This is a genomic window from Stenotrophomonas sp. SPM, assembly GCF_003105135.1.
GTDB lineage: Bacteria > Pseudomonadota > Gammaproteobacteria > Xanthomonadales > Xanthomonadaceae > Stenotrophomonas.
In genome coordinates this window covers 13,149-36,371 of sequence record NZ_QETL01000019.1, presented here as the reverse complement: position 1 = coordinate 36,371, position 23,223 = coordinate 13,149, and the positions used below count along the sequence as shown (strand labels likewise).

At 60.4% G+C, this 23,223-nt stretch carries 27 protein-coding genes, 1 tRNA gene and 1 pseudogene; 14 read left to right on the top strand and 15 right to left on the bottom strand.

Features of this window, described 5'->3' with window-relative positions; translation table 11 throughout:
* The first annotated feature begins 95 nt into the window (after nucleotides 1–95).
* The 6 genes from DCO49_RS06920 to DCO49_RS06900 all read left to right on the top strand — a co-directional run bounded on the left by DCO49_RS06920 (nucleotide 96) and on the right by DCO49_RS06900 (nucleotide 6,603).
* A complete protein-coding gene (locus tag DCO49_RS06920) occupies nucleotides 96–1,556 on the top strand; it encodes a lipopolysaccharide biosynthesis protein (protein WP_165835699.1) in 1,461 nt (486 codons plus the stop codon).
* A gap of 191 nt (nucleotides 1,557–1,747) precedes the next feature.
* Nucleotides 1,748–2,509: a hypothetical protein gene (locus tag DCO49_RS20320; RefSeq protein ID WP_165835698.1), complete on the top strand. Its 762-nt coding sequence runs from the start codon at nucleotides 1,748–1,750 to the stop codon at nucleotides 2,507–2,509.
* Nucleotides 2,502–3,413, top strand: coding sequence for a glycosyltransferase family 2 protein (locus tag DCO49_RS06915; protein ID WP_116863392.1), 912 nt, complete (start codon nucleotides 2,502–2,504; stop codon nucleotides 3,411–3,413). The genes DCO49_RS20320 and DCO49_RS06915 overlap by 8 nt, the downstream gene beginning before the upstream one ends.
* 31 nt (nucleotides 3,414–3,444) lie before the next feature.
* Nucleotides 3,445–4,620: an O-antigen polymerase gene (locus DCO49_RS06910; protein WP_116863391.1), complete on the top strand. Its 1,176-nt coding sequence runs from the start codon at nucleotides 3,445–3,447 to the stop codon at nucleotides 4,618–4,620.
* A gap of 33 nt (nucleotides 4,621–4,653) precedes the next feature.
* Nucleotides 4,654–5,565, top strand: a complete 912-nt coding sequence (locus DCO49_RS06905; RefSeq protein ID WP_116863390.1) for a glycosyltransferase — start codon at nucleotides 4,654–4,656, stop codon at nucleotides 5,563–5,565.
* Nucleotides 5,566–5,577: 12 nt separating this feature from the next.
* The gene (locus tag DCO49_RS06900) at nucleotides 5,578–6,603 is read left to right on the top strand and encodes an NAD-dependent epimerase/dehydratase family protein (RefSeq protein ID WP_165835697.1); all 1,026 of its coding nucleotides are present in this window, start codon (nucleotides 5,578–5,580) and stop codon (nucleotides 6,601–6,603) included.
* Nucleotides 6,604–6,629: 26 nt separating this feature from the next.
* On the opposite strand, the gene DCO49_RS06895 is transcribed toward DCO49_RS06900, so the two are convergent.
* The 6 genes from DCO49_RS06895 to DCO49_RS06875 all read right to left on the bottom strand — a co-directional run bounded on the left by DCO49_RS06895 (nucleotide 6,630) and on the right by DCO49_RS06875 (nucleotide 12,365).
* Complete coding sequence (locus DCO49_RS06895) at nucleotides 6,630–8,765, bottom strand: YjbH domain-containing protein (protein ID WP_116863388.1); 2,136 nt, start codon at nucleotides 8,763–8,765, stop codon at nucleotides 6,630–6,632.
* A complete protein-coding gene (locus tag DCO49_RS06890; RefSeq protein WP_243402685.1) occupies nucleotides 8,765–9,538 on the bottom strand; it encodes a capsule biosynthesis GfcC family protein in 774 nt (257 codons plus the stop codon). The genes DCO49_RS06895 and DCO49_RS06890 overlap by 1 nt, the downstream gene beginning before the upstream one ends.
* Entirely contained in the window at nucleotides 9,535–10,164 is a 630-nt protein-coding gene (locus tag DCO49_RS06885; protein ID WP_243402684.1) for a YjbF family lipoprotein, read from the bottom strand. Before DCO49_RS06885 ends, DCO49_RS06890 begins: the two co-directional genes overlap by 4 nt.
* 77 nt (nucleotides 10,165–10,241) lie before the next feature.
* The gene (locus DCO49_RS06880) at nucleotides 10,242–11,348 is read right to left on the bottom strand and encodes a polysaccharide biosynthesis/export family protein (protein ID WP_116863386.1); all 1,107 of its coding nucleotides are present in this window, start codon (nucleotides 11,346–11,348) and stop codon (nucleotides 10,242–10,244) included.
* An 89-nt stretch (nucleotides 11,349–11,437) separates the two neighbouring features.
* Entirely contained in the window at nucleotides 11,438–11,743 is a 306-nt protein-coding gene (locus DCO49_RS20145) for a hypothetical protein (protein ID WP_133249407.1), read from the bottom strand.
* Between the two features lie 88 nt (nucleotides 11,744–11,831).
* A complete protein-coding gene (locus DCO49_RS06875) occupies nucleotides 11,832–12,365 on the bottom strand; it encodes a phosphatase PAP2 family protein (protein WP_243402683.1) in 534 nt (177 codons plus the stop codon).
* A gap of 166 nt (nucleotides 12,366–12,531) precedes the next feature.
* On the opposite strand from DCO49_RS06875, the gene DCO49_RS06870 reads away from it, so the two are divergent.
* Both DCO49_RS06870 and DCO49_RS06865 read left to right on the top strand, forming a co-directional pair.
* A tRNA-Arg gene (locus DCO49_RS06870) sits at nucleotides 12,532–12,608 on the top strand.
* A 94-nt stretch (nucleotides 12,609–12,702) separates the two neighbouring features.
* Nucleotides 12,703–13,560: a hypothetical protein gene (locus tag DCO49_RS06865; RefSeq protein ID WP_133249406.1), complete on the top strand. Its 858-nt coding sequence runs from the start codon at nucleotides 12,703–12,705 to the stop codon at nucleotides 13,558–13,560.
* On the opposite strand, the gene DCO49_RS06860 is transcribed toward DCO49_RS06865, so the two are convergent.
* From DCO49_RS06860 to DCO49_RS06840, 4 genes are all read right to left on the bottom strand, one after another.
* Nucleotides 13,557–14,546 carry a tyrosine-type recombinase/integrase gene (locus tag DCO49_RS06860; RefSeq protein ID WP_116863384.1) on the bottom strand — a complete coding sequence of 330 codons (990 nt, stop codon included), beginning with the start codon at nucleotides 14,544–14,546 and terminating at the stop codon, nucleotides 13,557–13,559. The genes DCO49_RS06865 and DCO49_RS06860 overlap by 4 nt on opposite strands.
* A gap of 179 nt (nucleotides 14,547–14,725) precedes the next feature.
* A complete protein-coding gene (locus tag DCO49_RS06850) occupies nucleotides 14,726–15,043 on the bottom strand; it encodes a hypothetical protein (RefSeq protein ID WP_116863383.1) in 318 nt (105 codons plus the stop codon).
* Nucleotides 15,040–15,630: a hypothetical protein gene (locus DCO49_RS06845; protein ID WP_116863382.1), complete on the bottom strand. Its 591-nt coding sequence runs from the start codon at nucleotides 15,628–15,630 to the stop codon at nucleotides 15,040–15,042. Before DCO49_RS06845 ends, DCO49_RS06850 begins: the two co-directional genes overlap by 4 nt.
* Nucleotides 15,627–17,579 (bottom strand): DNA cytosine methyltransferase, encoded by a 1,953-nt coding sequence (locus DCO49_RS06840; RefSeq protein ID WP_116863381.1) that lies wholly within the window; start codon nucleotides 17,577–17,579, stop codon nucleotides 15,627–15,629. The genes DCO49_RS06845 and DCO49_RS06840 overlap by 4 nt, the downstream gene beginning before the upstream one ends.
* An 82-nt stretch (nucleotides 17,580–17,661) precedes the next feature.
* On the opposite strand from DCO49_RS06840, the gene DCO49_RS06835 reads away from it, so the two are divergent.
* Both DCO49_RS06835 and DCO49_RS06830 read left to right on the top strand, forming a co-directional pair.
* Nucleotides 17,662–17,886, top strand: a complete 225-nt coding sequence (locus DCO49_RS06835; protein WP_116863380.1) for a hypothetical protein — start codon at nucleotides 17,662–17,664, stop codon at nucleotides 17,884–17,886.
* Nucleotides 17,887–17,961: 75 nt separating this feature from the next.
* Nucleotides 17,962–18,189 carry a hypothetical protein gene (locus tag DCO49_RS06830; protein WP_116863379.1) on the top strand — a complete coding sequence of 76 codons (228 nt, stop codon included), beginning with the start codon at nucleotides 17,962–17,964 and terminating at the stop codon, nucleotides 18,187–18,189.
* 32 nt (nucleotides 18,190–18,221) lie between these two features.
* On the opposite strand, the gene DCO49_RS06825 is transcribed toward DCO49_RS06830, so the two are convergent.
* The 4 genes from DCO49_RS06825 to DCO49_RS20315 all read right to left on the bottom strand — a co-directional run bounded on the left by DCO49_RS06825 (nucleotide 18,222) and on the right by DCO49_RS20315 (nucleotide 19,251).
* Nucleotides 18,222–18,434 carry a hypothetical protein gene (locus tag DCO49_RS06825; protein WP_116863378.1) on the bottom strand — a complete coding sequence of 71 codons (213 nt, stop codon included), beginning with the start codon at nucleotides 18,432–18,434 and terminating at the stop codon, nucleotides 18,222–18,224.
* A 79-nt stretch (nucleotides 18,435–18,513) separates the two neighbouring features.
* Nucleotides 18,514–18,750 carry a hypothetical protein gene (locus DCO49_RS06820; RefSeq protein WP_116863377.1) on the bottom strand — a complete coding sequence of 79 codons (237 nt, stop codon included), beginning with the start codon at nucleotides 18,748–18,750 and terminating at the stop codon, nucleotides 18,514–18,516.
* Nucleotides 18,750–19,097: a hypothetical protein gene (locus DCO49_RS06815; RefSeq protein WP_133249405.1), complete on the bottom strand. Its 348-nt coding sequence runs from the start codon at nucleotides 19,095–19,097 to the stop codon at nucleotides 18,750–18,752. Before DCO49_RS06815 ends, DCO49_RS06820 begins: the two co-directional genes overlap by 1 nt.
* Nucleotides 19,084–19,251, bottom strand: coding sequence for a hypothetical protein (locus DCO49_RS20315; protein ID WP_165835696.1), 168 nt, complete (start codon nucleotides 19,249–19,251; stop codon nucleotides 19,084–19,086). The genes DCO49_RS06815 and DCO49_RS20315 overlap by 14 nt, the downstream gene beginning before the upstream one ends.
* Before the next feature lie 170 nt (nucleotides 19,252–19,421).
* On the opposite strand from DCO49_RS20315, the gene DCO49_RS06810 reads away from it, so the two are divergent.
* From DCO49_RS06810 to DCO49_RS06800, 3 genes are all read left to right on the top strand, one after another.
* Entirely contained in the window at nucleotides 19,422–20,693 is a 1,272-nt protein-coding gene (locus tag DCO49_RS06810; RefSeq protein WP_133249404.1) for a hypothetical protein, read from the top strand.
* Between the two features lie 215 nt (nucleotides 20,694–20,908).
* On the top strand, nucleotides 20,909–21,394 hold the full coding sequence (locus DCO49_RS20140) for a hypothetical protein (RefSeq protein ID WP_133249403.1): 486 nt from the start codon (nucleotides 20,909–20,911) through the stop codon (nucleotides 21,392–21,394).
* 74 nt (nucleotides 21,395–21,468) lie between these two features.
* Nucleotides 21,469–21,771 (top strand): hypothetical protein, encoded by a 303-nt coding sequence (locus tag DCO49_RS06800; RefSeq protein ID WP_116863373.1) that lies wholly within the window; start codon nucleotides 21,469–21,471, stop codon nucleotides 21,769–21,771.
* Here the strand turns inward: DCO49_RS06800 and DCO49_RS06795 are convergent.
* Nucleotides 21,768–22,433 (bottom strand): annotated as a pseudogene (locus DCO49_RS06795) (SOS response-associated peptidase). The gene DCO49_RS06800 and the pseudogene DCO49_RS06795 sit on opposite strands and share 4 nt — an antisense overlap.
* Before the next feature lie 278 nt (nucleotides 22,434–22,711).
* Here DCO49_RS06795 and DCO49_RS06790 point away from each other — a divergent pair.
* Nucleotides 22,712–23,218, top strand: a complete 507-nt coding sequence (locus DCO49_RS06790; RefSeq protein ID WP_116863372.1) for a hypothetical protein — start codon at nucleotides 22,712–22,714, stop codon at nucleotides 23,216–23,218.
* Nucleotides 23,219–23,223: the final 5 nt, after the last annotated feature.

Genomic DNA, 23,223 nt, shown 5'->3' with positions numbered 1-23,223 from the left:
AATGGGCATTTTTAGGCTTGAATTGAGTCTGGCCAGATGACTACTTGCAGGGTGAGTGCATCGCCAGTCTGGCTAGATCGTCTGGAGTGCAGGAAGTGACGGGGCTGGCAACCGGTGCTGCGTGGGTCGCGGCATCTCAGTTCGTGCGCGTTGTCGCCCAAGTGGTGAGCATATTTGTTCTTGCAAGGCTAATGGGACCGACTGAGTACGGCTTGGTTGCGCTGGTTTCAGTAGTGTCGGCATTTGCAATCCTGTTCAAGGACCTTGGTTCGTCTGCGGCGATCATTCAATCAGAGACGCTCGACCCATCAATGGTCAGTACCGCTTTTTGGCTGAACATTGGATTCGGGCTGTTCTTGATGTTCGCAATAGCGGTAGGTTCGCCTCTAGCGGAGAATCTGTTCGGTGCCTGCGGACTTGCCCCGGCGTTGGCTTTGCTCTCCATCGCTTTCCCTGTGCTGAGTGCATCCGCAGTGCATCAAGCGCTGCTGGAGCGCTCTCAGCGTTTCGACGTCGTGGCGAGGATCGAGATTCTTGCGGCGGTGACTGGTGTGGCGGTTGCCTTGGTGGCCGCCGCCCTTGGTGCAGGCGTCTACAGTGTCGTGCTTCAGACAGGCGTTGGCGCTGTTGTTTCCAGTGGGATGCTCTGGAGAGTCAGCGCATGGCGGCCATCTTCTCCGCGACGATGGAGTGGGCTTCACTTCACGACGATGCTTGAATACAGTCGGGGCGTTATTGGCTTCAACTTCGTCAACTATTTCTCCAGGAACGCTGATTCCGTAATCGTTGGGCGAGTGCTTTCAACTTCTGTGTTGGGTGCTTACTCGCTTTCCTACCGGATAATGTTGTTCCCTCTACAAAGTCTGACAGTTGCTGTCTCGAGATCCCTGTTCCCGGCGATGTCTCGCCTTCAGAGTGATCCAGAGGGTATGCGGCTGGCATACTTCGGTTCTGTCCGAGTCGTTTCATTCATTGTCGCGCCGCTAATGGCGGGCATTTTTATACTTCGAGAGCCATTCGTGCGGCTTGTGTTCGGTGCTGAGTGGGCGTTGGCCAGCGATATTCTGGCGTGGCTTGCGCCTACAGGATTTCTCCAGGCCATTCTCAGTACTACGGGAGTGGTGTTCATGGCTACGGGGAGAACAGGACTGCTGTTCAAGCTCGGTGTCTTGGGTGCAGTTCTACAAGTCGGTGCATTCGTTGTCGGGGTTCGTTATGGAATTCTTACGATGGCTGCCTGCTACCTCGCGGCGAATGTCGTTAATTCCATTCCGGTCCTGGGTGCCTGTTTAGGTGCTCTCGGCGCCACCGTCAGGCCGCTCATGGGAGCGGTCTGGCGGCCAATGGTTGGCGCATCGCTTATGGCGTGTGTCGTCCAGTTTTTATGGTCGACGAGTCTTCAGGATAAAAGTATGAGCTTGGTTGATCTTTTGATTGCTGTAAGTGTAGGGTCAAGTTTTTACGGCCTCTTTGCAGCTTTGATAGATCGCAAATTTGTCGGAGATGCCGTAAACGCAGTTCGGCGGAAAGGAAAGCCTGCTAGGAGTTTGAGTTAATGCAGTGCGCAAACGAAGCTGGGAGGGCGCCTTCCCAGACTGCACGGATATCCGGTGATTACGATCTATGCATTTGTATAGTTCTCTACGGAAAGTCTGCGCCTGACTGTAAAACGATCGCCTCTCTTCATCGGCAGTCGCACCTGCTAGTCCGCGCTCGCGTCAAGATTGTGGTGTGGAATAACGGACCTGTGAGTTTCTCTAACGCCAGCGTTGAATCTCTCCGAAAGGAGTTTCCGGAGCCGATCAGTATTGAGGTTTTGGAGGATCTGAACAACACGCCGCTGGCGGCAGTGTACAACAGCGTTCTTGAGCTTGTTCCGTGTCAGAGGCTATGCATCCTGGATGACGATTCCGAGCCAGATGAGCGCTTTATAGTCTCTGTTTGCAGTAATAACTGCGTGGACCTCATCGTTCCGCAGATCGCGGTATCCGGTGTCCAGCATGGTCCAGTCAGGCTTGGCAAGTTCATGGCCGCGGGACGACATCAAATTATTAGGCCTTGTGGATTCTTTGCAATCGGGTCAGGACTGGCACCGTCAAGAGCGTTGATGAATAGAGTTCGCGAATCGTTCGGGCAAGTTTTTGATGATAGATACGCGCTTTACGGAGTAGACACGAGCTTTTGCATGCGAGTAGAGCGACTGGCTCGGTCTAGAGCGATTGAAGTGCAGTGCATCGGTAACATTGAGCACGAGCTTTCTCGATTGGATCCTGGAGCTAGCCGGAATGAATTTCGTCGAAGAGAGCGCGGCTGGGATTTTGGAATTACTTTGCGCTACTACTTCGAACTGCGACTCATCAAGCCGCTGCTGGGTGTTCTTCTTCGTGGGCCAGTTGGAGGTGGTAGCGTGTCGGTCTTCACAATGGCAAAAGGATACATGCGCGGAATCCATCCGCGGGCCATCGCGGCTCGCGCTCGGCCCATTTGCGAGGACATGAAGAGTGAATGAGGTACTGGTTAGCGTCGTCGTTCCAACATTCAATCGTGCCAACTATCTCGGGCGATCTATCGATAGTGCATTGGTGTCCTGCAGGGGGGTCGCTCATGAAATTATTGTAGTGGATGATCTTTCTACGGATCATACTGCTGAGGTTGTTTCTGCGTACGACCCTGGGGTTGTCAAGTACCTCCGATGTGAAAGCAAGCAGGGTGGCGGTGGCGCGCGGAATGTGGGCATCGCGGCGGCTAGTGGCGAATTCATCGCATTTCTAGATAGCGATACGATTTGGGCGCCGGATAAGATACAGCGGCAGCTCAAGGTCCTCGAGTCCACGAGCTGTAGAGTTGATGGCGTGTACTCTCTTGTTCGGAAGGTCGATCCTGATGGACGGGAGATTGAGGTGTTTCCGCGGAAGATTCATAGTGAGAATGTTTTCATGAATCTTCTTGTTGACAACTTCATTGATACGCCTTCCGCTGTCGTGAGAAGCGAGGTTGCTCGTGACATTGGTGGTTTCGATCCATCTATCCCAAGGTTTCAAGACTGGGAGTTCTTTCTCCGTGCGTCACAGAAATTCGAGCTAATCGGCATTGATGAAGTCTTGCTGGACTCCATTGAGTTGCCTGACTCCATTTCAAAGAACGATGCGGCCAGAGTTACCGCTCTGAAGAGGATTTTTGAGAGGCACTATTCCCCTGGTATTGTCAGTCATGCGAACTACCGCAGAATGATAGTGAAGATTGTAAATGCTATGAATATATGCGGACATTCCGCGGCCGGCCGGGACTTTATTCGATCCACAAGTCTTTCTGCAGTGGAGAAATTCCTCCTCTCATTCAGTACGCTGATCCCGATCTCCGCTGTAAAGTGGCTCAACCACGTTAGAAAGGGGTTGCTTTCACGTGTCCGCTGACCGTCTACAAAGTCAAAGGCGTCTTCACCTGATGTCGCCATTGACAGTGTTTCTCCTCTCTTGGTTGCTTGTCGCGCTGCTCTACAGTCTTCGCCTATCGGAGTTGCAGTTTTACGGTACTTCGGAGGTATTGTTAGCGCTTGCTATCTTCGTCTTCCCTTTTTTCGCATTCTATCTTGCCAGTTCTGCGGTATTTCGAGCTATGCGCAGTCTGTATGGTGGGGGGGCGCGAATTGTTCAGGTTGGTGAACATTCGCAGGTGGAGGCTTGGGCGGCACGTGTAAACGTGATGTGTTTTATTTTCTTTGGATTAACATTGATTGAAGTGGCGGTGGCAGGATACGTGCCCTTGCTCTCCATGATGCGTGGTGCCCAGATATCGCACTTTTCTTTTGGAATATCATCTGTTCACGGGTTGGTGTTGGCGCTCGGGTCACTGCTTGCAACCGCGGCTTTTTACTGCTTTCTTCTTGGGGCGGGCCGGCGTTATCTGGTACTTTCGCTCATGTGCCTCGGTGTATTCGCGCTGCTCGTTACGCGCAAGATGATTGTAGTATCGGCCCTGCAGATGCTTTTCATATGGATTGCAGCCAGAGGGTTTCCATCTTTTGGGAGAATGCTGGTCATTATTCTCTCCGGGCTCGCTGTCATCTGCCTATTCGGATGGATTGGAGATGTGCGTACAGGCAGGGAGCTTTTTCTTTCTTTATCTAACCCGGTCTTTCACTATCCTGATTGGCTTCCAAGTGGGTTCATGTGGATATATATGTATCTGGTGACCCCGATATTGAACTTCACCAATGCCACCCATGTCATATCGGAATTCTCTGGCGATGCTTCATTCACATGTTCCTTGTGGCCGCGTGTAATTCGCGGTGCATTCGGTTGCATTGATGTGGAAGATGCATTCTCATTTCCTTACCAGGTCAGTGGGGCGTTCAACGTGGCAACGGGTTATATAAACATATTTATGTCCCTGTCCAAGCCTGGTGTTGCTATGTTCTCGGCCCTTCACGGAGTGGTTGCGGCTTGGGTTATGGTGTTTACCAGTGCCAGAGTTTCCAAGGTCGTCGTCTACTCGATCATCATGCAGATTACCCTTTTGATGGTCTTTGGTAATGGATTCTTCAACTTGAATGTCCTGGCGCAGATTCCGCTGGCTTGGCTTGTATTTATGAGGCCTAGATTGAAGCTGCGCTTCGGCTGAGGGTGGATAACGGTGTCTAAAGTGAATGGATCAATGGCGCGTGTTCTGGTCGTCCTCGCCTACTTTAAAGGTGCTGAGTGGATCGAAGAGCAGGTGAGGTCTGTGTTGGCGCAAGAAGGTGTTGAAGTAAGATTGATCGTTTTTGACGATTGCCCGGCATCCTGTCTTGCGGCTGAGGCCTCAGTTGGTTCGATCGATCCGCGCGTTAAGGTCTGCAATAGACGAACTGAAAGCGGCGGCGCAGGTCAGAACTTCCTGAAGGCGATTCAAGATGTTCGGGGCGAGTCCTTCGATTTTCTCTCCTTCTGTGATCAGGATGATGTATGGGACGCCACGAAGCTGTCCCGTGCTATCGATGCGTTACGGTCCGAGGGGGCGGTTGGATACTCGTCTGCCGTCCGTGCAGTCTGGCCAGATGGTACCTCTAAGGCTCTTGTTCAGAATGCTGTAGAGACCGATATGGATTTTCTTTTTGAGGGTGCCGGTCAAGGCTGTACGTTCGTGATCGATCGCGATTTCGCGATGCGCCTGGCCGATATTGTGGAAGAACATTCTGACGCTGTTTCAGGGCTGCACTATCACGACTGGTTCATTTACTCGATGTCTCGAGCTCTCGGAAAGAAGTGGGCATTCGATCCTTCCTCGTCGATGATGTATCGGCAGCACCAGAGCAACGACACAGGTGCCAGAGCGTCTTTCGGTGGTGTGATGTCAAGAATCGTAAAGATTCGCGACGGGTGGTATCGGTCGCAGGTTGCATCAATTATTGAGATTGTGAAGCGGGTTGGCTTGAATTCTGTGCCGTCCGATTTGTTGAAAGTATATGAGAGTCCTGCGACCGTCGTTCGGAGAATTTGGCTTGCAAGGATACTTTTTGCTCGTGGCAGGCGCCGATTCACGGATCGCGGAGTTCTAGCGGTTTCTGCGCTTTTGGGCTGGATTTAAATGGGTGGTGAAATGAGTGGCGTAGCGGTGATATTCGGCGGGTCAGGATTTATAGGCGTGTGGTTCGCTGACATGCTGATTCGTGAGCAGGGATATACTAAAGTTTACCTGGCGGATCTTGAGCGCGTGGACGACAAGCCTCATCCGTTTAGGGTGCGGTTGGCAGGTGTCCATGGATCGGCGCTTCAGTTTGTTTCGGTGGATGTTCGGAACTCAATCGAATGGCGTCCACTGGAGAGCGTCTCGCTAGTTGCAAATTTTGCGGCTGTTCATCGGGAGCCTGGTCACGAGGATTCTGAGTACTTCGAGACGAATATTCATGGCGCACGTAATGTCTGCGCGTGGGCTGATCGAGTAGGGTGCGACAGCATTGTGTTCACCTCGTCGATCTCGCCTTATGGGATAAGTGAGGCGGAGAAGACCGAAGAAACGTTGACCGTTCCTGTGACTGCTTATGGCAGCTCAAAGTTGATTGCGGAGGAGATTCACCGCACTTGGCAGGCTTTAGCTCCGGCCGCGCGGAGGCTAACAATTGTTAGGCCTGGTGTTGTTTTTGGCCCGGGTGAGGGCGGAAATGTCAGTAGATTGGTTAAAGCCGTCAGTCGTGGCTATTTCCTGTACATGGGGAATAGGAATACGCGAAAGGCTGGCATCTACGTGAAGGAGCTTTGCAACTCTATTCTATGGGTCCGGCGTAGGCAGCTCGATCATGGGATTGGGGTGGAGCTCTTCAATGCGTCTATGAATCCCGGTCCATCAATTTCAGACTACGTAGAGTCTGTTAAGCGAGTCGGTCGTGTGAAAGCAATTGTTCCAAATATGCCTTATGGACTCCTGCTTGCTGCGTCCTACCTGATCGAGCTCGTTGCTCGGCCGCTGCGGATCTCTCACCCGTTCAGTCCTGTACGGATTCGAAAGCTCGTTCGGTCTAATAATGTGCTACCTGGTTACCTGGAGTCTTCCGGGTACCAATACAGGTACGATCTGGACTCCGCGTTCGCTGATTGGAAAAGCGAGTGTCCTTCAGAGTGGGCCTGAAAGGGGGAGGGGCGGCCCCTCCTCCTCTAGTCGGTGACACGGTCCAAATTTCTGTAGAAGAAGTCCGGGTCACGCTCGGACGTCATCTGATAGAGGCCGTAGCTACGCGACAATCGCGCGCCGCCATCGCGATAGAGTGGCGTCCATGCGAAGTTCGCACGGGCTCGCGTCGATCGCGGAAGCATGAAGTCAAACGGTATCGAGACGAAAATGCCCTTGTCGAAACTGCCTTCGCCAAAGTCTGCCGACGAAACGTCCGTCTTCGTGGCGTAGGCGCCAATAGATGCCCCGTTGTTGAAGGCCCGCGAGACCGAGAGGGTCGCGCCCCAATCCTTGGCGAGATAGCGTCCGGCGCTGACAACGCTGACGATCTTCCGCTCGGTTCCCCACTGGTAGTAAAGGCTTGCATGCCCGGTGGCGACGCTGTAGTCGCGGAAACTGAAGCGCTGGTCGAAATCGCGCTGCTTTACCCAGTTGAGTTCTGCGCCGATTGCCCAGCGCTCATTGAGCGGCCGATACAGGAGCTCGCCACCAAGGCCTCCATACATCGACTCGAACAGGCCGGCGTAGGCCGAGCCGTACAGGTCATTTCCCAGTTGGTGCACGGTGGTGAACTGCAGGTTCGGGAGGGTCAGGTCTTCTGTGGTGAGATACCTGCGGATGTTCGTTCGCACGCGAGGCAATCTGCTCGGAGCGTCATACCTGAAGCGGTCGTAATTGTTATAGGCGTTGTAGCTGAGCGTGCCAGTAAGCCACGTGTTGCGGGTGAAGTGCAGGTTGCCGGAGTAAGTGCCTGCAACCTGGAACAGGATGAAGCCATCAGGGCCGCCAACCGACTGTTGGTACCCGATATTGAAGCCGCCGTCGAACCGCTTTATGGGTGCATCGTAAAGCGTTGTGCGCCGTTGCTGTGCCGGGGTCGCCATTTCGATGTGACCGGCCAGTTGGCTCAGCTCGATGCGGTGGTCGGCGTAGTCCGCAAATGCCTTACGCTCAAGGCTGGTCTCGACGATCGGCGCCCCCAAACGAGTGTTCTGTACCGTGAACCAAGTGATGTCGTCCGGCAGGGTTGCATCTAGTAGGCGGCCAGAACGTCCCAGTCCTTGTGCAGGGTAGAAGAACCGCCGCTGCTCGCCGGTAACGATGACCTCCTGCCCACGCTGGGTGATGCGGGACACGCGCAACCCTGCGTTATCTTCAAGTTCTGCGGCCAGCGTCGGCCAATCAACAGCATCCAGCGATGTGTTTTGCTTGGTGCCCTGTGATTCCCGAAGCGTGGGAGCAGGAGCGGGGTCGAGCAGCTTTGGCGTTGCGCTCGCCTGCGCAATATTACCGCGCAGGGTGATTGCCAGCATCAGTGCGTCCCCGCGCTCCCATGCAGCATGGAACTGCACATTGGAGTTCAGGGCGTAACTGGCGCCAAAGTTGAACGGGGTGCGCTGGCGCTGATTGTTGTTCTGGGGTTCACGCTTGTAGTCATTGCCATCGTACTCAAGCTTTAGCTGCAAGGGCTCCCAAGGGGTCTGGTAACTTACGCCGCCGAAAACGCCCACCGGTCCCCGGAACATGCCATCACTGTTTAGATTGCCCGTGCCTTGTGCGCGCGGTCGAACCTTGAATCTGTCGTCCAGCGATGCCAGTGGGTTTCTGAAATCGCCGCGGTTGCCGATGTAACCCGTAGCCAGGCCGAGGCTCGCGTCTAATGCGCCGAAGCGCTTACTGGCAACCAGGTACTCGCTGGAAAAGAGTCCAGTGCCGCCGAGGTCCCTGAATCCTGCCGAGACCTCCGGAATCCACCGGCTCTCCTGCCACAGGCGAAGCTTGACGTCGATCGACTTGTCTTTGTAGTTCTGGTTGCCGCTAAGCCACTCAGGGCCATAACGGCGATTTGCCACAGAGACATAGCGGAACGCGCCTTCAAACCAAGGCAGCGGCTGCATCACGACGTTGTAGCGGCTGTAGGGCGAGGTATGACTGGCAGTAAAGGCGATCTCACCTTCGTCCGCCATGCGCGCAGTAGGTGTCTGCAGCAGGCCGATTCCGCCCCAGTCACTGGCGGTCGGTGCGGGCGCGGTCTGTGCCTGAAGCGCGGCGCTGATGCTGAGGCTGAGCAGCGCGATGCCGACACGAATTGGCGTCAGCGGTGGCAAACGGTGGTGCATTAGAGAGGGGCTCCCGACGCATCCAGCACCTGGGTTGCAAGGAAGCGCGCAGCCTCCTCATTGATGTCTGGGGTAATGGACTTGATCTTGTTATCGTTCAGCGGAACGAACACGACGGCGCCCGGCGCCAGGTGCACGGGTTCTCCGAGGTTCCAGAGGGCGATGCCTGCCTTCTGGATGTGGCCATCCGGTTGGATAACGTACAGATTGTCTGGGCTGGCGACGCGCAACACGCCGCAGGCCTTCCGGTAGACGCGCGCGTCTTGGCTGAAACTGTGAGGAAGCGTGCAGGGGTGAGTCACTGCGCCGGTCACCCGTATTGTAGCGGGGCGGGCAGGGTAGATCAGCCGGTCTCCTGCTTCGGCAGGACGGTCCTGCTCCCGGCTTGCTTCCAGTCCGCGTGGGTCAAGCAGTTGTGGCTCGCGACCGGTCACTGGCAGATTGGCGAGCCTATCGGCCATTGCACGCGCGACCTCGGCAAGATCCGGTGATCCAGGTTGCGAGGCAAGTGTCTCCAGGTCGAACAGAAGTCCCGCCTTCAGGCGCGTTTGCGACTCCATGGCGCTATGGCGCAGCAAGGCTGCGCCCAACAGGTACGCATCATCGGTAGGCGAGGCCGCCAGTACTGCGACGCTCAGGCGACTTCCGGTCGGGATCGACTGGCTGCCGCTGGTGTGGACATGACCAGTGACTTCAACCTGGATCGGAGCGGCAGCACTGGCGCAGCAACCCATGCCCATGCCAAGCATGAGTGTTGTCAATCGCAGCATCATTGGGCTTTCAGGTCCTGCGAATAGGGCTTGAGTTGGATGATTTCCAGGCTGGTGCCAGGTGCTATGGCCTGCACGCTTTTCCAGATGAAGCCATTGGAAGGGTCAACCCAGTAGTCGTTGTTGCTGCTCCAGCCGCTGCCACGCAGTCGCTCACGGACGTGCAGCAACTCGCGCGACTGGCCAAGAATTTCCACGCTCTCACGACCGAGCGTGTTCAGCGTGCCCGTGACTTCCATACCGAAGCGGTAGCCGGGCATCACGTCGTAGCGCCGGCGAACCGTTGTGCCGTCCGCAATCTGGTGGAGTGCCCGGAAGGGCGACTCTCCTTCAATACGCATTCCCTGCAGCTGCGGCTGGCCGCGGTGGGTGCCAACAACCAGGCCATCGGTCAGGTAGACAATGCTTCGATCTGCGCTGTACCACGCGCGCCGTTCACCGTCCACGTTACCTAGTACGAGCACGGCGCCGCCGGACGGGCCGGTGACCTTGATCTGCGGATAAGGTTTGGCTGCAACCTGAGCTGCAGTTGGCTGCACGTCGGGCTTGCCCTGGATGGCCAATTGCACCGTCTTGACACTGGTGCGACCAACCACGCCGCAGCCCGCCATCGTCAGCGTGGTCAGCACGGCGAGCACCAACGGTAGCCGACCTGCAGCATGGCGCGTGAGATTGGCCAAAGCGCTCCTGCGCATGGTGAACCTCGTCAGTTGTCCAGATCGTTCTTGACGCTGGCAGCGTTGTTGATGATGGCGGTGAACGGCAGCAACTGATTCACGAAACGGCTCCAGCGCGTGACACCTGCGGCACCGACGAAGACGACATCGCCAGGCTGCAAATTGAACTGGCTTGCCACGGCGAATGCGGCGGGCGAGCGCGCTTCCAAGTGGAACACCTGAGAAGGCGTGTTCTGCAGATCATTGGAGCCACGGATCACATACACGGCATTGCCGTTGGAGGTGGTTTGGAGCAGGCCGCGGGCCCGGCCAAGTGCTTGGCTCAGCGAGATGTCGCCGGTTTTGAAGTTCAGCGCGCCGGGCTGATTGACCTCGCCGACCACGAACACTTCCTTGCGATCCAGGTAAGGCACGTAGATATGGTCGCCGGCAGCCAGGAACACGTTGGTGTCCCCACCACCGTTACGGCCCAGACGGTCCAGGTCGATGGTGTAGGTCGTGCCATCACGCGTCAGGCGTACGCCCGATAGGTCCGCCTGGGTCGGGTCCAGGCCGGCCTGGCTGATGGCGTCGCCCAGCGTCAAGGGAACGACCGTGAGAGCCACGGTAGCGGGCTGACGCGAGGCGCCGGTAACCCACACGCGCTGACTCGCATACGTCAGCAGCGAGACATCGACCTGTGGCGCCTCAATGTAGCGCGCGAGCTTGGAAGTCAGCTCTTCGCGAAGTTCGCCGGGGGTCTTGCCTGCCGCAGTGACCTTGCCGATATATGGGTAAAACAGGGACCCGTCGGCCTGCACCGGCCGACCGGCGGCATTGAGCTGCTGCTGCGGGCCGGCAGGAACGGTCAGTTCCGGGTGATCCCATACAGTGATGTAGAGCACGTCACCCGCGCCGATTCGGTACGGGCCCGGCTGGAACTGCGTCAATGCAGCCGGCAAGCCTGGCGCATTGTTCGACGCACGATCCATTGCGATCAGCTTCGGCGTGATGGGAATCAGCTCAATCTGATCATTACCGACAGGCTGGTCGTCGCGCGCCAGTACACTTGAGCGCATGTGCTGGCCTGGGGCCCACACGCAGCCGGTCAGGGTAAGAGCGATTGCCATCGTGGCAACGAGACGCTTGCAGTCCATCGAAAATTCTTCCTGGCCCTGACGGGCATGAAAAAACCCCCGCCGAACTGACGCCCGGCGGGGGCGGGGGTACAACGTCGGTCAACCGATCAGTTGGTGCCGGTGGTACCCGTCGTGCCGGTCGTGCCGGTCGTGCCGGTCGGCGGCGGGGTGGTGCCACCGCCATTGTTGTTACCCGCATCGTCCTTGCTGCTGTCAGCGCCAACGCTGTAGAGCACGGCAGCTGCAGCAACACCCAGGCCAACGGTCGCAACCGTGGTCAGGGTGCCAGTGGCGGCAGCGCCGGCGCCTTCAGCACCAGCGACTTCAGAGGCCGGCTCGGCAGCCGGGGCTTCCTGAGCGAACACCGGGGAGGACAGACCCAGCAGGGCCAGAGCGGCAATCATCTTCTTCATCTACGGGGTCTCCTACTCCGTGAGGGAAATTTCCGCAGCCATCCTCGCTAATTGGAGGGTGTTGTGTCAAGAAATATGAATGCCTGCGTTACGAACTGTGACGTTGCATGACTTCAGAGCGGCCGGAAAGCCACTTTGCGAGTTCGACCACGACCTCGTGGGTTCGGAGATGGGGCGCTGCAATCGGCAGTGCGAGCCCCGCAACCAAGGCTGCCGTCAGGATCCAATGGCTCGGTCTTTCCGGTAGCTCCTTGGCTCGAACAGTCCATGCCGCAGCGGCAATGCCGAGTACCAGCCCGGCGACTACTTCGGAGAGGCTGTGGGCGTGCAATGGAATGCGGGACCACCCAATCAGCAGGGCGAGGATTGCCCCTGCTGCAAAGCCCGCAATTCTCGCTGGCCTTGTGGTCCCGGTTAGCAGGGTCCCCGCCACCGGATAGATGGCGCTCGACATCGCGGCATGCCCGGAAAAGCCTGTGAAATCGATGCCCGCGATGCCCAAGCCCCAGCCCATGTAGGCGAGCTTGCTTGCGAGCGTCAGCGCGGCCGTGAAGGCGATGGCCGCCAGTGCACGCCACTTGAATGCCGATCGGGGAAGGCTGATCAGCAGGATGGCGGTCATGGGCAGCAGCCAGCGGCTGTCACCCAGGCTCGATAGCAGTTTCCAGACGTCCGGCATCTTATTTGGAATGGGGCGGGGCAGGAGATGATAGCGACACCCGCTCCGTTCCATTGCCTCTCCCGCTTGGTCCATTCAGCCAGACGCGGTATCCTTCCCAGCTGCCAATGGCCCCGTAGCTCAGCTGGATAGAGCGTCCCCCTCCTAAGGGGAAGGTCGCCCGTTCGAATCGGGCCGGGGTCACCATAATCAAGGACTTAGGTCGGTAGATGACCTTTGAATTTGCCATGAAGCGGTTCATCTGGGCCGCTATGTGGCACACATGGCACAGGGGGAGCCAATGCAGGAAGAAGGGTTCAATGTCCATCTAGACCTGGTTCGGGACTGGTCATCCGACCTCAAGGACATGATCAGAGCCTTGGGCGTGGATCCGCTGGAATCGGCGGATTTGACTTCGCTTGCCGTCCAGTACCGCATGCTGGTGCAGAGAATTGTCCAGCCTGGCAGGAGGGAGGTGAAGTATGCTACTCAATTTGAATGTCCCAAGGACAAAGAAGCGGCCCTGGCCGACTTTGTGGTCGCATCGAATGAAGGGTCGAGCTTGCGGAAGTACCAGAGTCGGCTGACTCGGGACGGTACGTATAAGGATGCAATGCTGATCTCTTGGGGCATCCAGCACTTCCATCTTCATCAGGTCGTTGAAAGCGACGGTTTCGTTGAGCGTACTGATCCGCTCCTGTTCGCAATAGTCAACTCAGACGCGGTGTATTGCATAGGCTTCTGGGGGCATGGAGACTGGTCGGAACAGGAGATAATCGGGATCGTTCACGATAACTGGCCTGAGCTCATCGCGGCACATCGCATACAGGGGATGACGCTAGCAGGCGATGTGCCGACGAACGAGCATCTCCGGTTGATGAGGAAGAATCGGGTCAACGCTGCGTTCTCACCCCGCCCTGGAGTGTTGTACTTCCCACCGGGAGGCGGGCAGACTGCTGATGGCGGATCGTTTACTGCGTTGCGAGAAGCAATGGCGCTGCAGCGATACGCCAGAGGGTTTGAACCGTTCGCAATCGATGCGTACAAGAAGGCAAACTCGCCGCTCACTAAAGACGTTAGTTTGCGGGGCCGCTTGGCCGGCGATAGAGCATGGGTTGAGGACGAGAGCGGACGTGTTGTTGCGACAGTGGGGAGTTAGTAGCGCAATCTTTTAACCGCCCCGTGGTCCCCCTCGGGTGTCAGATGGGCGTAGTACTTCTCGGTCGTGGCGTAGTCGGCGTGTCCAGCAAGCAGCTGGACACGCCGCAGTGGCACAGCTGCCATCACTAGGTGCGCGCAAAAAGTATGTCGAAGCCGATGTAGATGCCCGCCGACACCGGCGAGCTCCGAATCTTTCTTGAACCAGTCCGAGACAGTGTCCTTGTGCACTGTAACCAGCGGGTCAGGTAAGTGGCGTAATGCCCACCTGGCGTAACGATTGAGCGGTACTTCCCGCCACTTCCCGGACTTCGTCCTGCCTTCGCCGCTCTCGTCCGGGTCGCTCTCCACCAGAAGGCGGCCAGCCACGACAGAGCTTTTCTCCAAGCCGATGATTTCGCCCCGCCGTAGCCCGGTGTGGGCCATGAACAGCCACAGCGGCGCCCGCCCAGGGTTCGCCCGATACAGCCGGCGCATTGCCGCCCGATCATAGAACTTGACGGCCACGCTCCGCACGCCGCGAGGCGCCTTAACAGAGGCCAGCGGGTTCACGTCCAGCTCTTTCCATTCGACGCCGCGGTTGAACGCCGCCTTCAGCCGTCGAATCTCCTTCCCCACAGTTTCCTTAGCCGCCTTGTCGTCCAGCAGCCTCACGCGCTTGTACTGCTCCACCTCGACCGCTCGGATGCTGTCGATCGGCCGGTGACCGAAGCGCTCGATGAAAAGCTTCACCTCGCTCTTGGCCTTCGAGATCGTGGTCGGGTGTTCGGCCTCGTACCAGTCCAGATACCACTCCAGGTAATCGCGGACCTTGGGCAAGCGCGCCAAGATCCGGACCCCATGGGTCAGTTCTGCTTCTTTCGCGGCACGTATTCTCTCCGCCTCACGGGCGTCAGGTTCCCCAATGGACCTGCGAAAGCGCTCGCCGCCTTCCGACCAGTCGAAGTAGGCATTGCTGCCGCGCCAGTAGAGTCGAACCTTTGCCATTCCTCTGCATCCTCAATCGCGGCATAGAGCGCCGCCTTTTCGTACAACTGCTTTCCCATGAAGCGGCGGGGCGTGAGCCCATAGCCATGGCGTTCTTTCTGAACTGGCTGTTGGAGACGCCGCAGTAGTGGGCGGCTTCCTCGACGGTGAGCCAGTCTTTGCCGGAGAGGTCCAGCTTTTCAGCGGCTCCCATGGGCGCCTCCCGCTGCCTTCCTCCTGCCGACGGGCTGCTCGGCCAGGCTGAGGTTGAACTGCACCACGTTGTCGGCGACTTCCGGCGCGGGCGCAGGGCGCGCGCTGCGGGCTGGCCGGTTGATGCGCCGCCACTCGGCCAGAGCCTTTTCGGGATCCTGGCTCTTGCTGGTCGCCCTGCATGCGCACTCAACGAAGTGGCCGCCGCCGGCGGCCGGGCCGCGCAGGTCGTGGATGTGGCGCGCGCGGTGGCCGGCGGCGCAGTTCGGCAGGCCTTCGGGATGGCTGATGTGTTTCTGCGTCATGGCTTTTGGCACTCCAGGATGTGGGCTTCGATCTTTTCCAGCAGGAATGCGGCTTCCCTGGCGCGCTTCTCCCGGTCGTAGCGGTTCAGGACGTAGGGACCGGCATCGCGCAGCCATTTCAGGGGCTCGACCAGCATCCGGGCATCGATGGGGAGTCGGGTGCGCGGATCCACGGGTTTGACCATCGGCTTGCAGTCGGGGCCGGCCCAGTCCTCGGGGTCGCCGCACCTGGTGCACACGCCAGCCTTGAACGCGTGGTCGCGCTCGGGCTGGATGACGCGCGGGGTTTCCCACAGGGCCCGGACGACCCAGCGGCGAACGCGAGCGTGATAGACGTGTTCCGGGGTCGCGGTCATCCAGCAGCCGGGGCGCGAGTCGCCTTGGTGCCGGTACTCCCAGCGGACGGGAGGCTGGGAGTACAGCTCCTGCAGCAGTGTGTCGCTCCACTCGCGGACCTGGTTGGCCGAGATCGGCGCGCCGGCGGCGCCCAGGCGGCGCATGGTGGTGACGACCGCGGCGACGGGCGAGGATGCCTGGCATGCGTCAGCGGCGGCCGCCGGGGTGGTGGGGTAGGTTGCAGCGGTCATGCGGCCACCGCCATCTTGGTCGGCACGCGATCCAGATTGGCCTCGGCCAGTGCGCGCAGCGGCGGCGGGCTGACGCTGTTGCCGACCATGCGCACGGCGGCGCTGGTGCTGAGCGGCGTGCCGTTGGCGGTGCGATCGATGATGTAGTTGGCCGGGAACCCCTGAGCGCGGTACAGCTCATGCGGCTTGAGCATGCGCAGGCCGATATCCACGATCACGTGCGGCACGCCCTGGATATGGACGGTGACCAGAGCCAGACGATCCTTGGTGGTGATGGTATCCACCGGGTCGTGCAGGTCGACCGCGATGCCGCTGCCGTAGTATTTCACCAAGAAGGCCGCTACCCGCAGTGCACCGGCTTCCTGCTCAGGGCTCAGCGTGCATTCGACTTCGGCGAAACGGGTAGCACCCGCCAGGATGGTTGGCAGCGGGGAGCGGAGGTCGTTGCCTATAACGTTCTGCGCCATCGCGGTCAGATGAGCGGCGACCAGCCTCTGCTGGCTGCAGCTAGCGGTGATGGTGCTGACCGGGTCGCGCGCATCATTGCCTGCGCCCCGACAGCAGCCGCCGTTGGCCTGCTCGATGAAGGCGGTGGCCAAGGCGTGATGCCCGCCCTGCGCGGCGATGGTGGCGAGCGGCTCGGTGGGACCGGTGCCAACCATGTTGTTTCGCAGCGTGACCATGCTCGCCGCTGCGACGGCGTGCTTGACGCCGCCTGCCACTACCGTGCCCAGCGGCTGCTGCAGGTCGAGCGCACGCGGAGCCTGGCCCTCGCGCTCTCCGTAGCCGGTCTGCACCAGCGTCGGCGCTACCACGGAGAAGTGGCCACCCTTCACCCCGGCGCAGACCGTGCGCAGCGGCTCGTCGGCGGCCATCGTGCGCTGGTTGCTGGCGTTGGCATGCTCGGCGATGAAGGGGGCCAGCTCAGGCGCGGCCAGCATCAGCTCGCCGCGGTTGGCGGCGGTGATGGTGCGCATGGGATCACGCACGTCGTGGACGCGGTCGTCGCCCTGGTGCGTCACCGGCACGATGAACGGATCCGCCGATTCGACGACGTGGCGCATGACGCCCTTGGCGATACGGCGCATGGTGGCGTCGGCCAGCGGCCGGTTGCGGGTGAAGATTGACGGGCAGGGAATGGAGAAGTCCAGGCAGTCGGCGGCGGTAACGCGGGGCGTCTGGCCCGGCGCCGGGCCGTGGCTGGCCTGCGGCCACACGATGGCCTCGCCGTCGCGGCGCGCGAGCAGGAACAGGCGTTCGCGATTGGTGCTGGCGCCGTAGTCGCTGGCCACCAGCTTGCGCCATTCGACGGCATAGCCCAGCGCACGCAGCGCGGCCACGAACTGCTGCCAGGTGCGTCCGCTGTGGCGCTTGTCCGGCACCAGCTGCTGGTTCTCGACCGGCACGCACTCGCCGCGCGCTGCAACGGTGCCGTCCATCTTGATGACGCGGCCTGTTTCCTTGCAGCGCTTGGCCACCAGCGGACCCCAGGTGAGGATCTGCCAGACGTTCTCCATGGAGATGATGCGCGGCGCGGTGTTGGTGCCGTGCAGGCGATCAGCACGCAGCAGCTGGCCAACCCACTTCAGCACCACCCACGACAGGGCGCGGGTCTTTCGGCTGCGCGGCTGGCCGCCCTTGGCCTGGCTGAAATGGGTGCAGTCCGGGGAGGCATGGAACCAGCCGATGGGACGGCCGGCCACGTCCACGCGCGGGTCAGCGTGCCAGATATCCTCGCGGTGGTGCTGGGTGAGCGGGTGGTTCGCAGCGTGCATGCCGATGGCCAGCTCGTCGTGGTTGTAGGCCAGGGCGGGATCGATGCCGAGGGCCTGCTTGAGGCCCTCGCTGGCACCGCCGCCGCCGGCGAACAGGTCGACCACGATTTCGCCCGGGCGCAGGCGTGAGCGCTGCGGCGGGGGGAAGTTGAAGGAGCGGGAGCCGTCAGCCATTGGTCGAATCCTTCGCGGTGCGCGCGCTGTGTATGCTTTTCGGGTAAGCGCACCGGAATGGACCAGGTGCGAGGGGAGTGGGATGCACAGGCAAGAAGACTGGGATCTGAAAATTCGGGGCCGCGACGTGACGGTCCGGGTGGTGCTCGACGGCATTGGCCGAGTTGGACAGGGAACGTTGACGGCCTTCCATGTGCTGTACGGCCCTAGCCGGATCGGCTTGGAGGTTCGCGTGGAGTCCAGGGAGGACGCTGCAGCCAAGACCGAGGCGCTGATCTCCGATCTCATGGGTGCCGACTGGTACTGAGCCGCCAGAGTTGGCCCTTTTCTTCAGACTTTCCCGTGAAGTAGATTTGCCATCGCTGATGGTCGGGGAACCGAGATGAAGACAGAGGGCTATCGCCGGACACTGCAGGGCGTGATCGGCGGGCGTCGCTTCCACGTCACGATCACCAGCCAAGTGGAGGACGTGTTTGAGTTCGCTGCCATGGTTGATGGTGCTGCCGTGGCCGCGCCGCGCGCCGGCGCGATCCGCAACAAGGGTGACGCCATGCAACTCGCCATGGCTGCCATCGAGAAGCACATTGCAGGCCTGGCGCGGGGCGCCTGAGCTGCATTGGCCCCGGATGTTGCTGCAACTGCTCATGCTCGCGGCTCCTTTGCGCCGTTGATCTGCTGGCCGCCGAGGGCGGCGCTGAATTCCCAGCGCTCTGCCTCGCGGGTGTAGTAGGCGGCGCGCTCCTGGCGCTCGCTTTCGGTGAACTGCATGTCGCGCAGCGCCTGGTCGGCGGCAGCGCGGTTGGCCTTGGCCATGCGGACCGGGTCGTCCTTGAAAATGTCGAGCTGGTTGCGCATGCGGTTCCCTGTGATGGGTTGCCGGCTGTGTGGAAGTCCCGCCGGCGTAGGAGGCCGGTTGCGCCGGCCGGGCGGTTGCTCAGTGCGTGTCGTCGGCGGGCATTGCCCGGCGGCGCTCGGTGCGGCGCTGCATTTCGGCGCGGAAGGCGGGCCAACCGCGGCGTGCGTCGTTCCAGCCGTGCCAGCCGAAGTACGCGATGCCTGCCAGGGCCACCAACACGAAGGAGGCGGCGCCGGTGTAGATGGCGCGCGCGAGCAGCGCCATCAGGGCGCCGACGATCACGGCGCAGTAGAAGGGCAGGGCCAGGTGGTGCATCAGCCGCTTGCTCCCGGCTTGAAATTGCGCAGCGCGCCCAGGAAGCCGTCTTCCGCGAAGTCACGGATCAGGCGGGCCTGCGCCCTGTGATCGTCCGACATCGCGGCAATTCCCTCCGGTTCCGCGAATGACCAATCGATGCCAATGCTCTGCCATGCCTCGGACGCCGCGACTGCCAGGGCCAATCCTTCCACCATGGCCATACGACGCAGCGATGGCATGTGGGTAATCGAGATCGAGAACCTCGCGCCGACCGTGTCATGGATGGCGAAATGCTCAGTGACTTGGATAGCAGTTAGTGTCTCGCTGCCCTGCAGGGTGGGCACGGTCAGTTCAATCAATTTCACTGTTCGCTCCTGCGCCGACGGCGTCCGGGTGGTTGATGGCGATATCGGCGTTGCCCTTGATGACGCCGGTAGCGTCGACGGCGGCGAGGCCGGCGGGCGAGGGGATGTGCGGGATGCCGATCTGCATCTGCGCGAAGAAGTCCTGGTCGGTCACGGCGCACCGCCAAGACGTGGACGGATCGGCTTGGCGTGGTGCGAAAGAGCTGGACCGGTATCGAGACGGATTTTCAGCAGTTCTTAGCCGATGGCAGCACCATCGAGTTCCCGACGTGGGCTGCGGCCAGCGCGGCGGCCGGGGCAGGGCAGATCCCGCTGAACCGCTAGGTGGCGGTGGCGGGCGACTCGGGCACGCATGTAGATCCGGCCTCTGGACAGTCGGTCCCCAATAGCGGTCGTTACGTGATGACGGCCGGCGGGCTCCAGTGGCGAAGCGGCGATGTCATTTCCCAGAAGCTTGATCGCGCGGAGTTCCAGGACGTGATCGATGCTGCTCGTGTTGATCAGATCCTGGTCGCGATCTGCGATGAAAACGACTCGAGCACCTGGCTGCAGGCACGCACCGAAGACGGTGGTCCCAGTGACCTGTCGCTCCAGCTGCTGCGAAAGCGCGTGCCGGCGCTGCCTGATGACACGTTGCCTGATCCCGAGGTGCTTGTCCGCATCACCGATGGATCAACTCCGCCTCTGCGGACGTGGCTTGAAGCAAGTACGTCTGATGGTGGCCCTACCAAGTTCGCGCTGTACCTGCTGCGTCGCGCGCTGGGCCTCAACCCAGAGAATCAGGTCGGTTACGTCGGGGAAGGGGACTCGATGATGCAGTCGGCGATGGGTGGCGGCTCTAGCATTCCCGACATCCTGTCGCGCATGCTGGATAAGCCATTCCAGAACTTTGCATGGTCAGGAAGTGACGCATCGGAGCAAGCGGTTCGCGCCGGCGGGTATGTTCCGATTCTGACGGTGCCAGGCGGAAAGATCCCCGCAGACACCGGGCAGGTCGACGCGACGTGGGATGTGCCAGGCACCATGAGCAGCACGCAGCGCGTGTTCCTCGGCACCGTACAAGGCATTGCATGCCGGCTCGTATACGAGGCCGGCGTGCTCCGATTGAACAGGGTGGCGGCAGGGACCGAACTGCAGATCAAGTCACCGATCCCCTTCATCCCGGCCGACACCTTTACTGGCTCCTACGTGCACGTCTACTTCAGCGGCCGCAACAACACGCCGAAGAGCGCAGCTGAAGCGCCGATTGCAGCAATCACCGGTCGATATCGCGAGGTTGGAGACAAGTTTCTGATCTGTGGTGTCACCACTGCCAGTGATGAGCCCTTTGGTTCTGCTGGCTATGCGGCAATCGAAGCGTTGAACCTGACGACCATGAAGCGAAACCCTCGGGAGTACGTGGATATGCAGGGGCGGATGATCCGGGAAGGGTTGTCCATCGCTGGCATTTCGCCTACGGCGGCTGACGAGGCCGCGATTGCGCAAGGCCTGATCCCGCCATCCCTCCTGTTTGACGGAATGCACTTCAATCCGAGCGGTCGCCAAGCAGCCGCCACCATCATCCTCAACGAACTCCAGATCAGGGGTCTTGCATGACGACGATCATTCGCGCCAACGGCGTTATCACCAATCCGCAGCCGGGTAGCCTGTTGCTGCCGAGCCTGGGTATCTCTGGGGCTATCGGGAGGTGGCATGCCAAGGCCTAAGGAGCCCTTGGCCCGATCACCAGCATCAAGGACAGCATCAACGGAAACAATCTCGCCGTCACCTTGGGGGCTGTGACACTCGCCGAGCTGGGTGGCCGAAAGGTTATGGATTTCGGCGGTTCCACCGACACCACCGCTTACCTTGATGCGATTCCACAAGGTAAGGCCAGCCGCGCGGTCGCTGTCCTGGTGAACTTTGCCAACTGGCCTTCGGGGACTTCGCCATTCTTCGCCACCACCAACCCGGCAGGCGCAAACGCCGGTATTGGCATGCGCTCGCCTCAGAACGCACCCTACCTCTATGGCAACAACAGCCCGACCATTCAGTCATCGACGCCCGGTGTTCGGAATGCCTGGATGGCCATCGTCGGCAGTTTCAACAACGAAACGAAGATTGGCAAAATCTGCGCAGGCGGGGCGGTGGACGAAGGCTCCATCACCTACGCGGTGGGCGTGACCCCAGCGATGCGGATCCAAGGCACTTCAGTGTTGTCGCCGAAGTATCTCGACGTTGCCCTGTTTGATCGGGATCTGAGTAATGCGGAGATGCAAACTGTAGCCGCTGCGCTGCTTTCCCAAGTTTCGGCTTAACGTCGTGTAGGGAAAAACCCTACAGACTTTGTAGGGCTGTCGACTCATGATCGGAGAACTTCAAGGAGATACACATGAGCACTGGAAACGCTAATGCATGGGCCTCTACGACGGCGACTGTTTTGGTCGGTGGTGGGCTATTGGCTTTTTTGCTTTCGCTGACGTCCGGAACCATTCGCGGCAATACGCTTATCCTGCTGGCGCTTGTGGTCGCTTATATCGCAATTGCGGACGCGGCAATCGATCTCGTTAAGGCCTATGACACGACCCCGCGTAAGTCACTCGATGTGATCAAGGTGGTCTACCGAGTACTTTCTGCTGGTTGTGCGGCTGCGGTCGTGGTGTCCCAAGAACTGAGCAAGGTTCCTGGAGCCTAAGCGATTCCATCCAGTAACGCCGGCGAGTTGCTGCGCGGCGTGTTCACCGCCCGGCTGACCCGGTACGCCTCCATCGATGGGGGCGTGCTGGCCAGCAGCATCGCCATCGCATCGTCTGGGCCGGCGGCCATCCAGTCATCGATCTGGCCAGCCTGGAGCCACACCGGCATGCGGTCGTGAATGTCCGCCGACACGCCGCTGCTGTCGCCGGTGATGATCGTGAAGGTGCCCAGGTTGCCATCGGGTAGCAGCGGGCTGGTGTCTTCCCACAGGCCGGCCGCCAGCAGCGGTCCGGAGGCATGGATGAACCACGGATCTTTCTTCCCGTCCTCGGGGCTCACCGACCACTCCTAGTACCCGGCCATGGGGATGACGCAGCGGCGCTTCTTGAACGCCGTCCGGAAGGCGGGCTTGGTGGCCACCGTCTCGATGCGGGCATTGATGGTGGAGCGCTGCAGGCCCTTGGCCTTCGCCCAAAAGGGCAGGAGGCCCCAGGCCATGCGGGTCACTCGGCGGCCCTCGCCGCGGTCGAGGATGACCGCGGCGCGCTGGGTGAGAGCGAGGTTGAAGCTCGGCCGGATCTCGGCCAAGCCCGGGGCGAGATCCGCCAGGCCGGGCAGGCCGAAGTCGACAACAGGGAGCTGGACGAATCGGCCGCACATGGCCGGAGGGTAACCCTGCCGCCCGTGGCTGGCGCGTGTAGGGGCATGCCGTCCCGGTGCCGCGCTGTTGCCCGATGGCGGCCGGCGGCAGGCCGGTGCACTCTGGTCATGCCGGACCCGGGGCCACAGGCCGCTCAGCCTGGGTGGCGCCTGAGCAGCGCCGCGCCGGCACAGAGTCGAGCAAGCTCGAGTCGACTCGACTGTCCGCAGTTCAACGGTTCAGGCAGGTGCCTGCCGCGTTCGCAGGATCTGCGACGGCCGGTCGTATTCTTCCGGCCATGCTTCCCTCGCTCGGCTATCAAGGCTTCCGTACAGCCCCGATCCCTTCGGGTTGGGTGCAGATGGGTGAGCGCTGGGCGCTGTGGTGGAACGGGCGCGAGGTGGCCAGCGTCACCCCGACCCGGGAGGGTAGCTACCGCCTGCACATGAACGCCCTGAAGATGTGGCAGACCAAGAACGCACCGGTTGCCGGCATCCGGCAGGGCAAGCGCTTCGCCGAGCGCTGGTGCGCCGCCAGGCTGTTTCCGGACCTGCCGCTGCGAGAGGCGGTCGTCCGCCTGACCGACAACACCCCCATCAAACCGGCGCGGCCGCTGCCCAGCCTACCCCCGACCCGCGAACAGCAGCTGCAGGCCCAGCGCCTGGACGAGGCGGCTGCGGCTGCGGCCGCCCGAGTGATGCCTGCACTGGCGCTGATACGGCCGCCGGCGGAGACAACGCCCAGACTGATGGATCGCGCTGACGTTGAGTTGAGGGAGGGAAAAGTCGGATCAAAGAGGCGCTGAGGAGG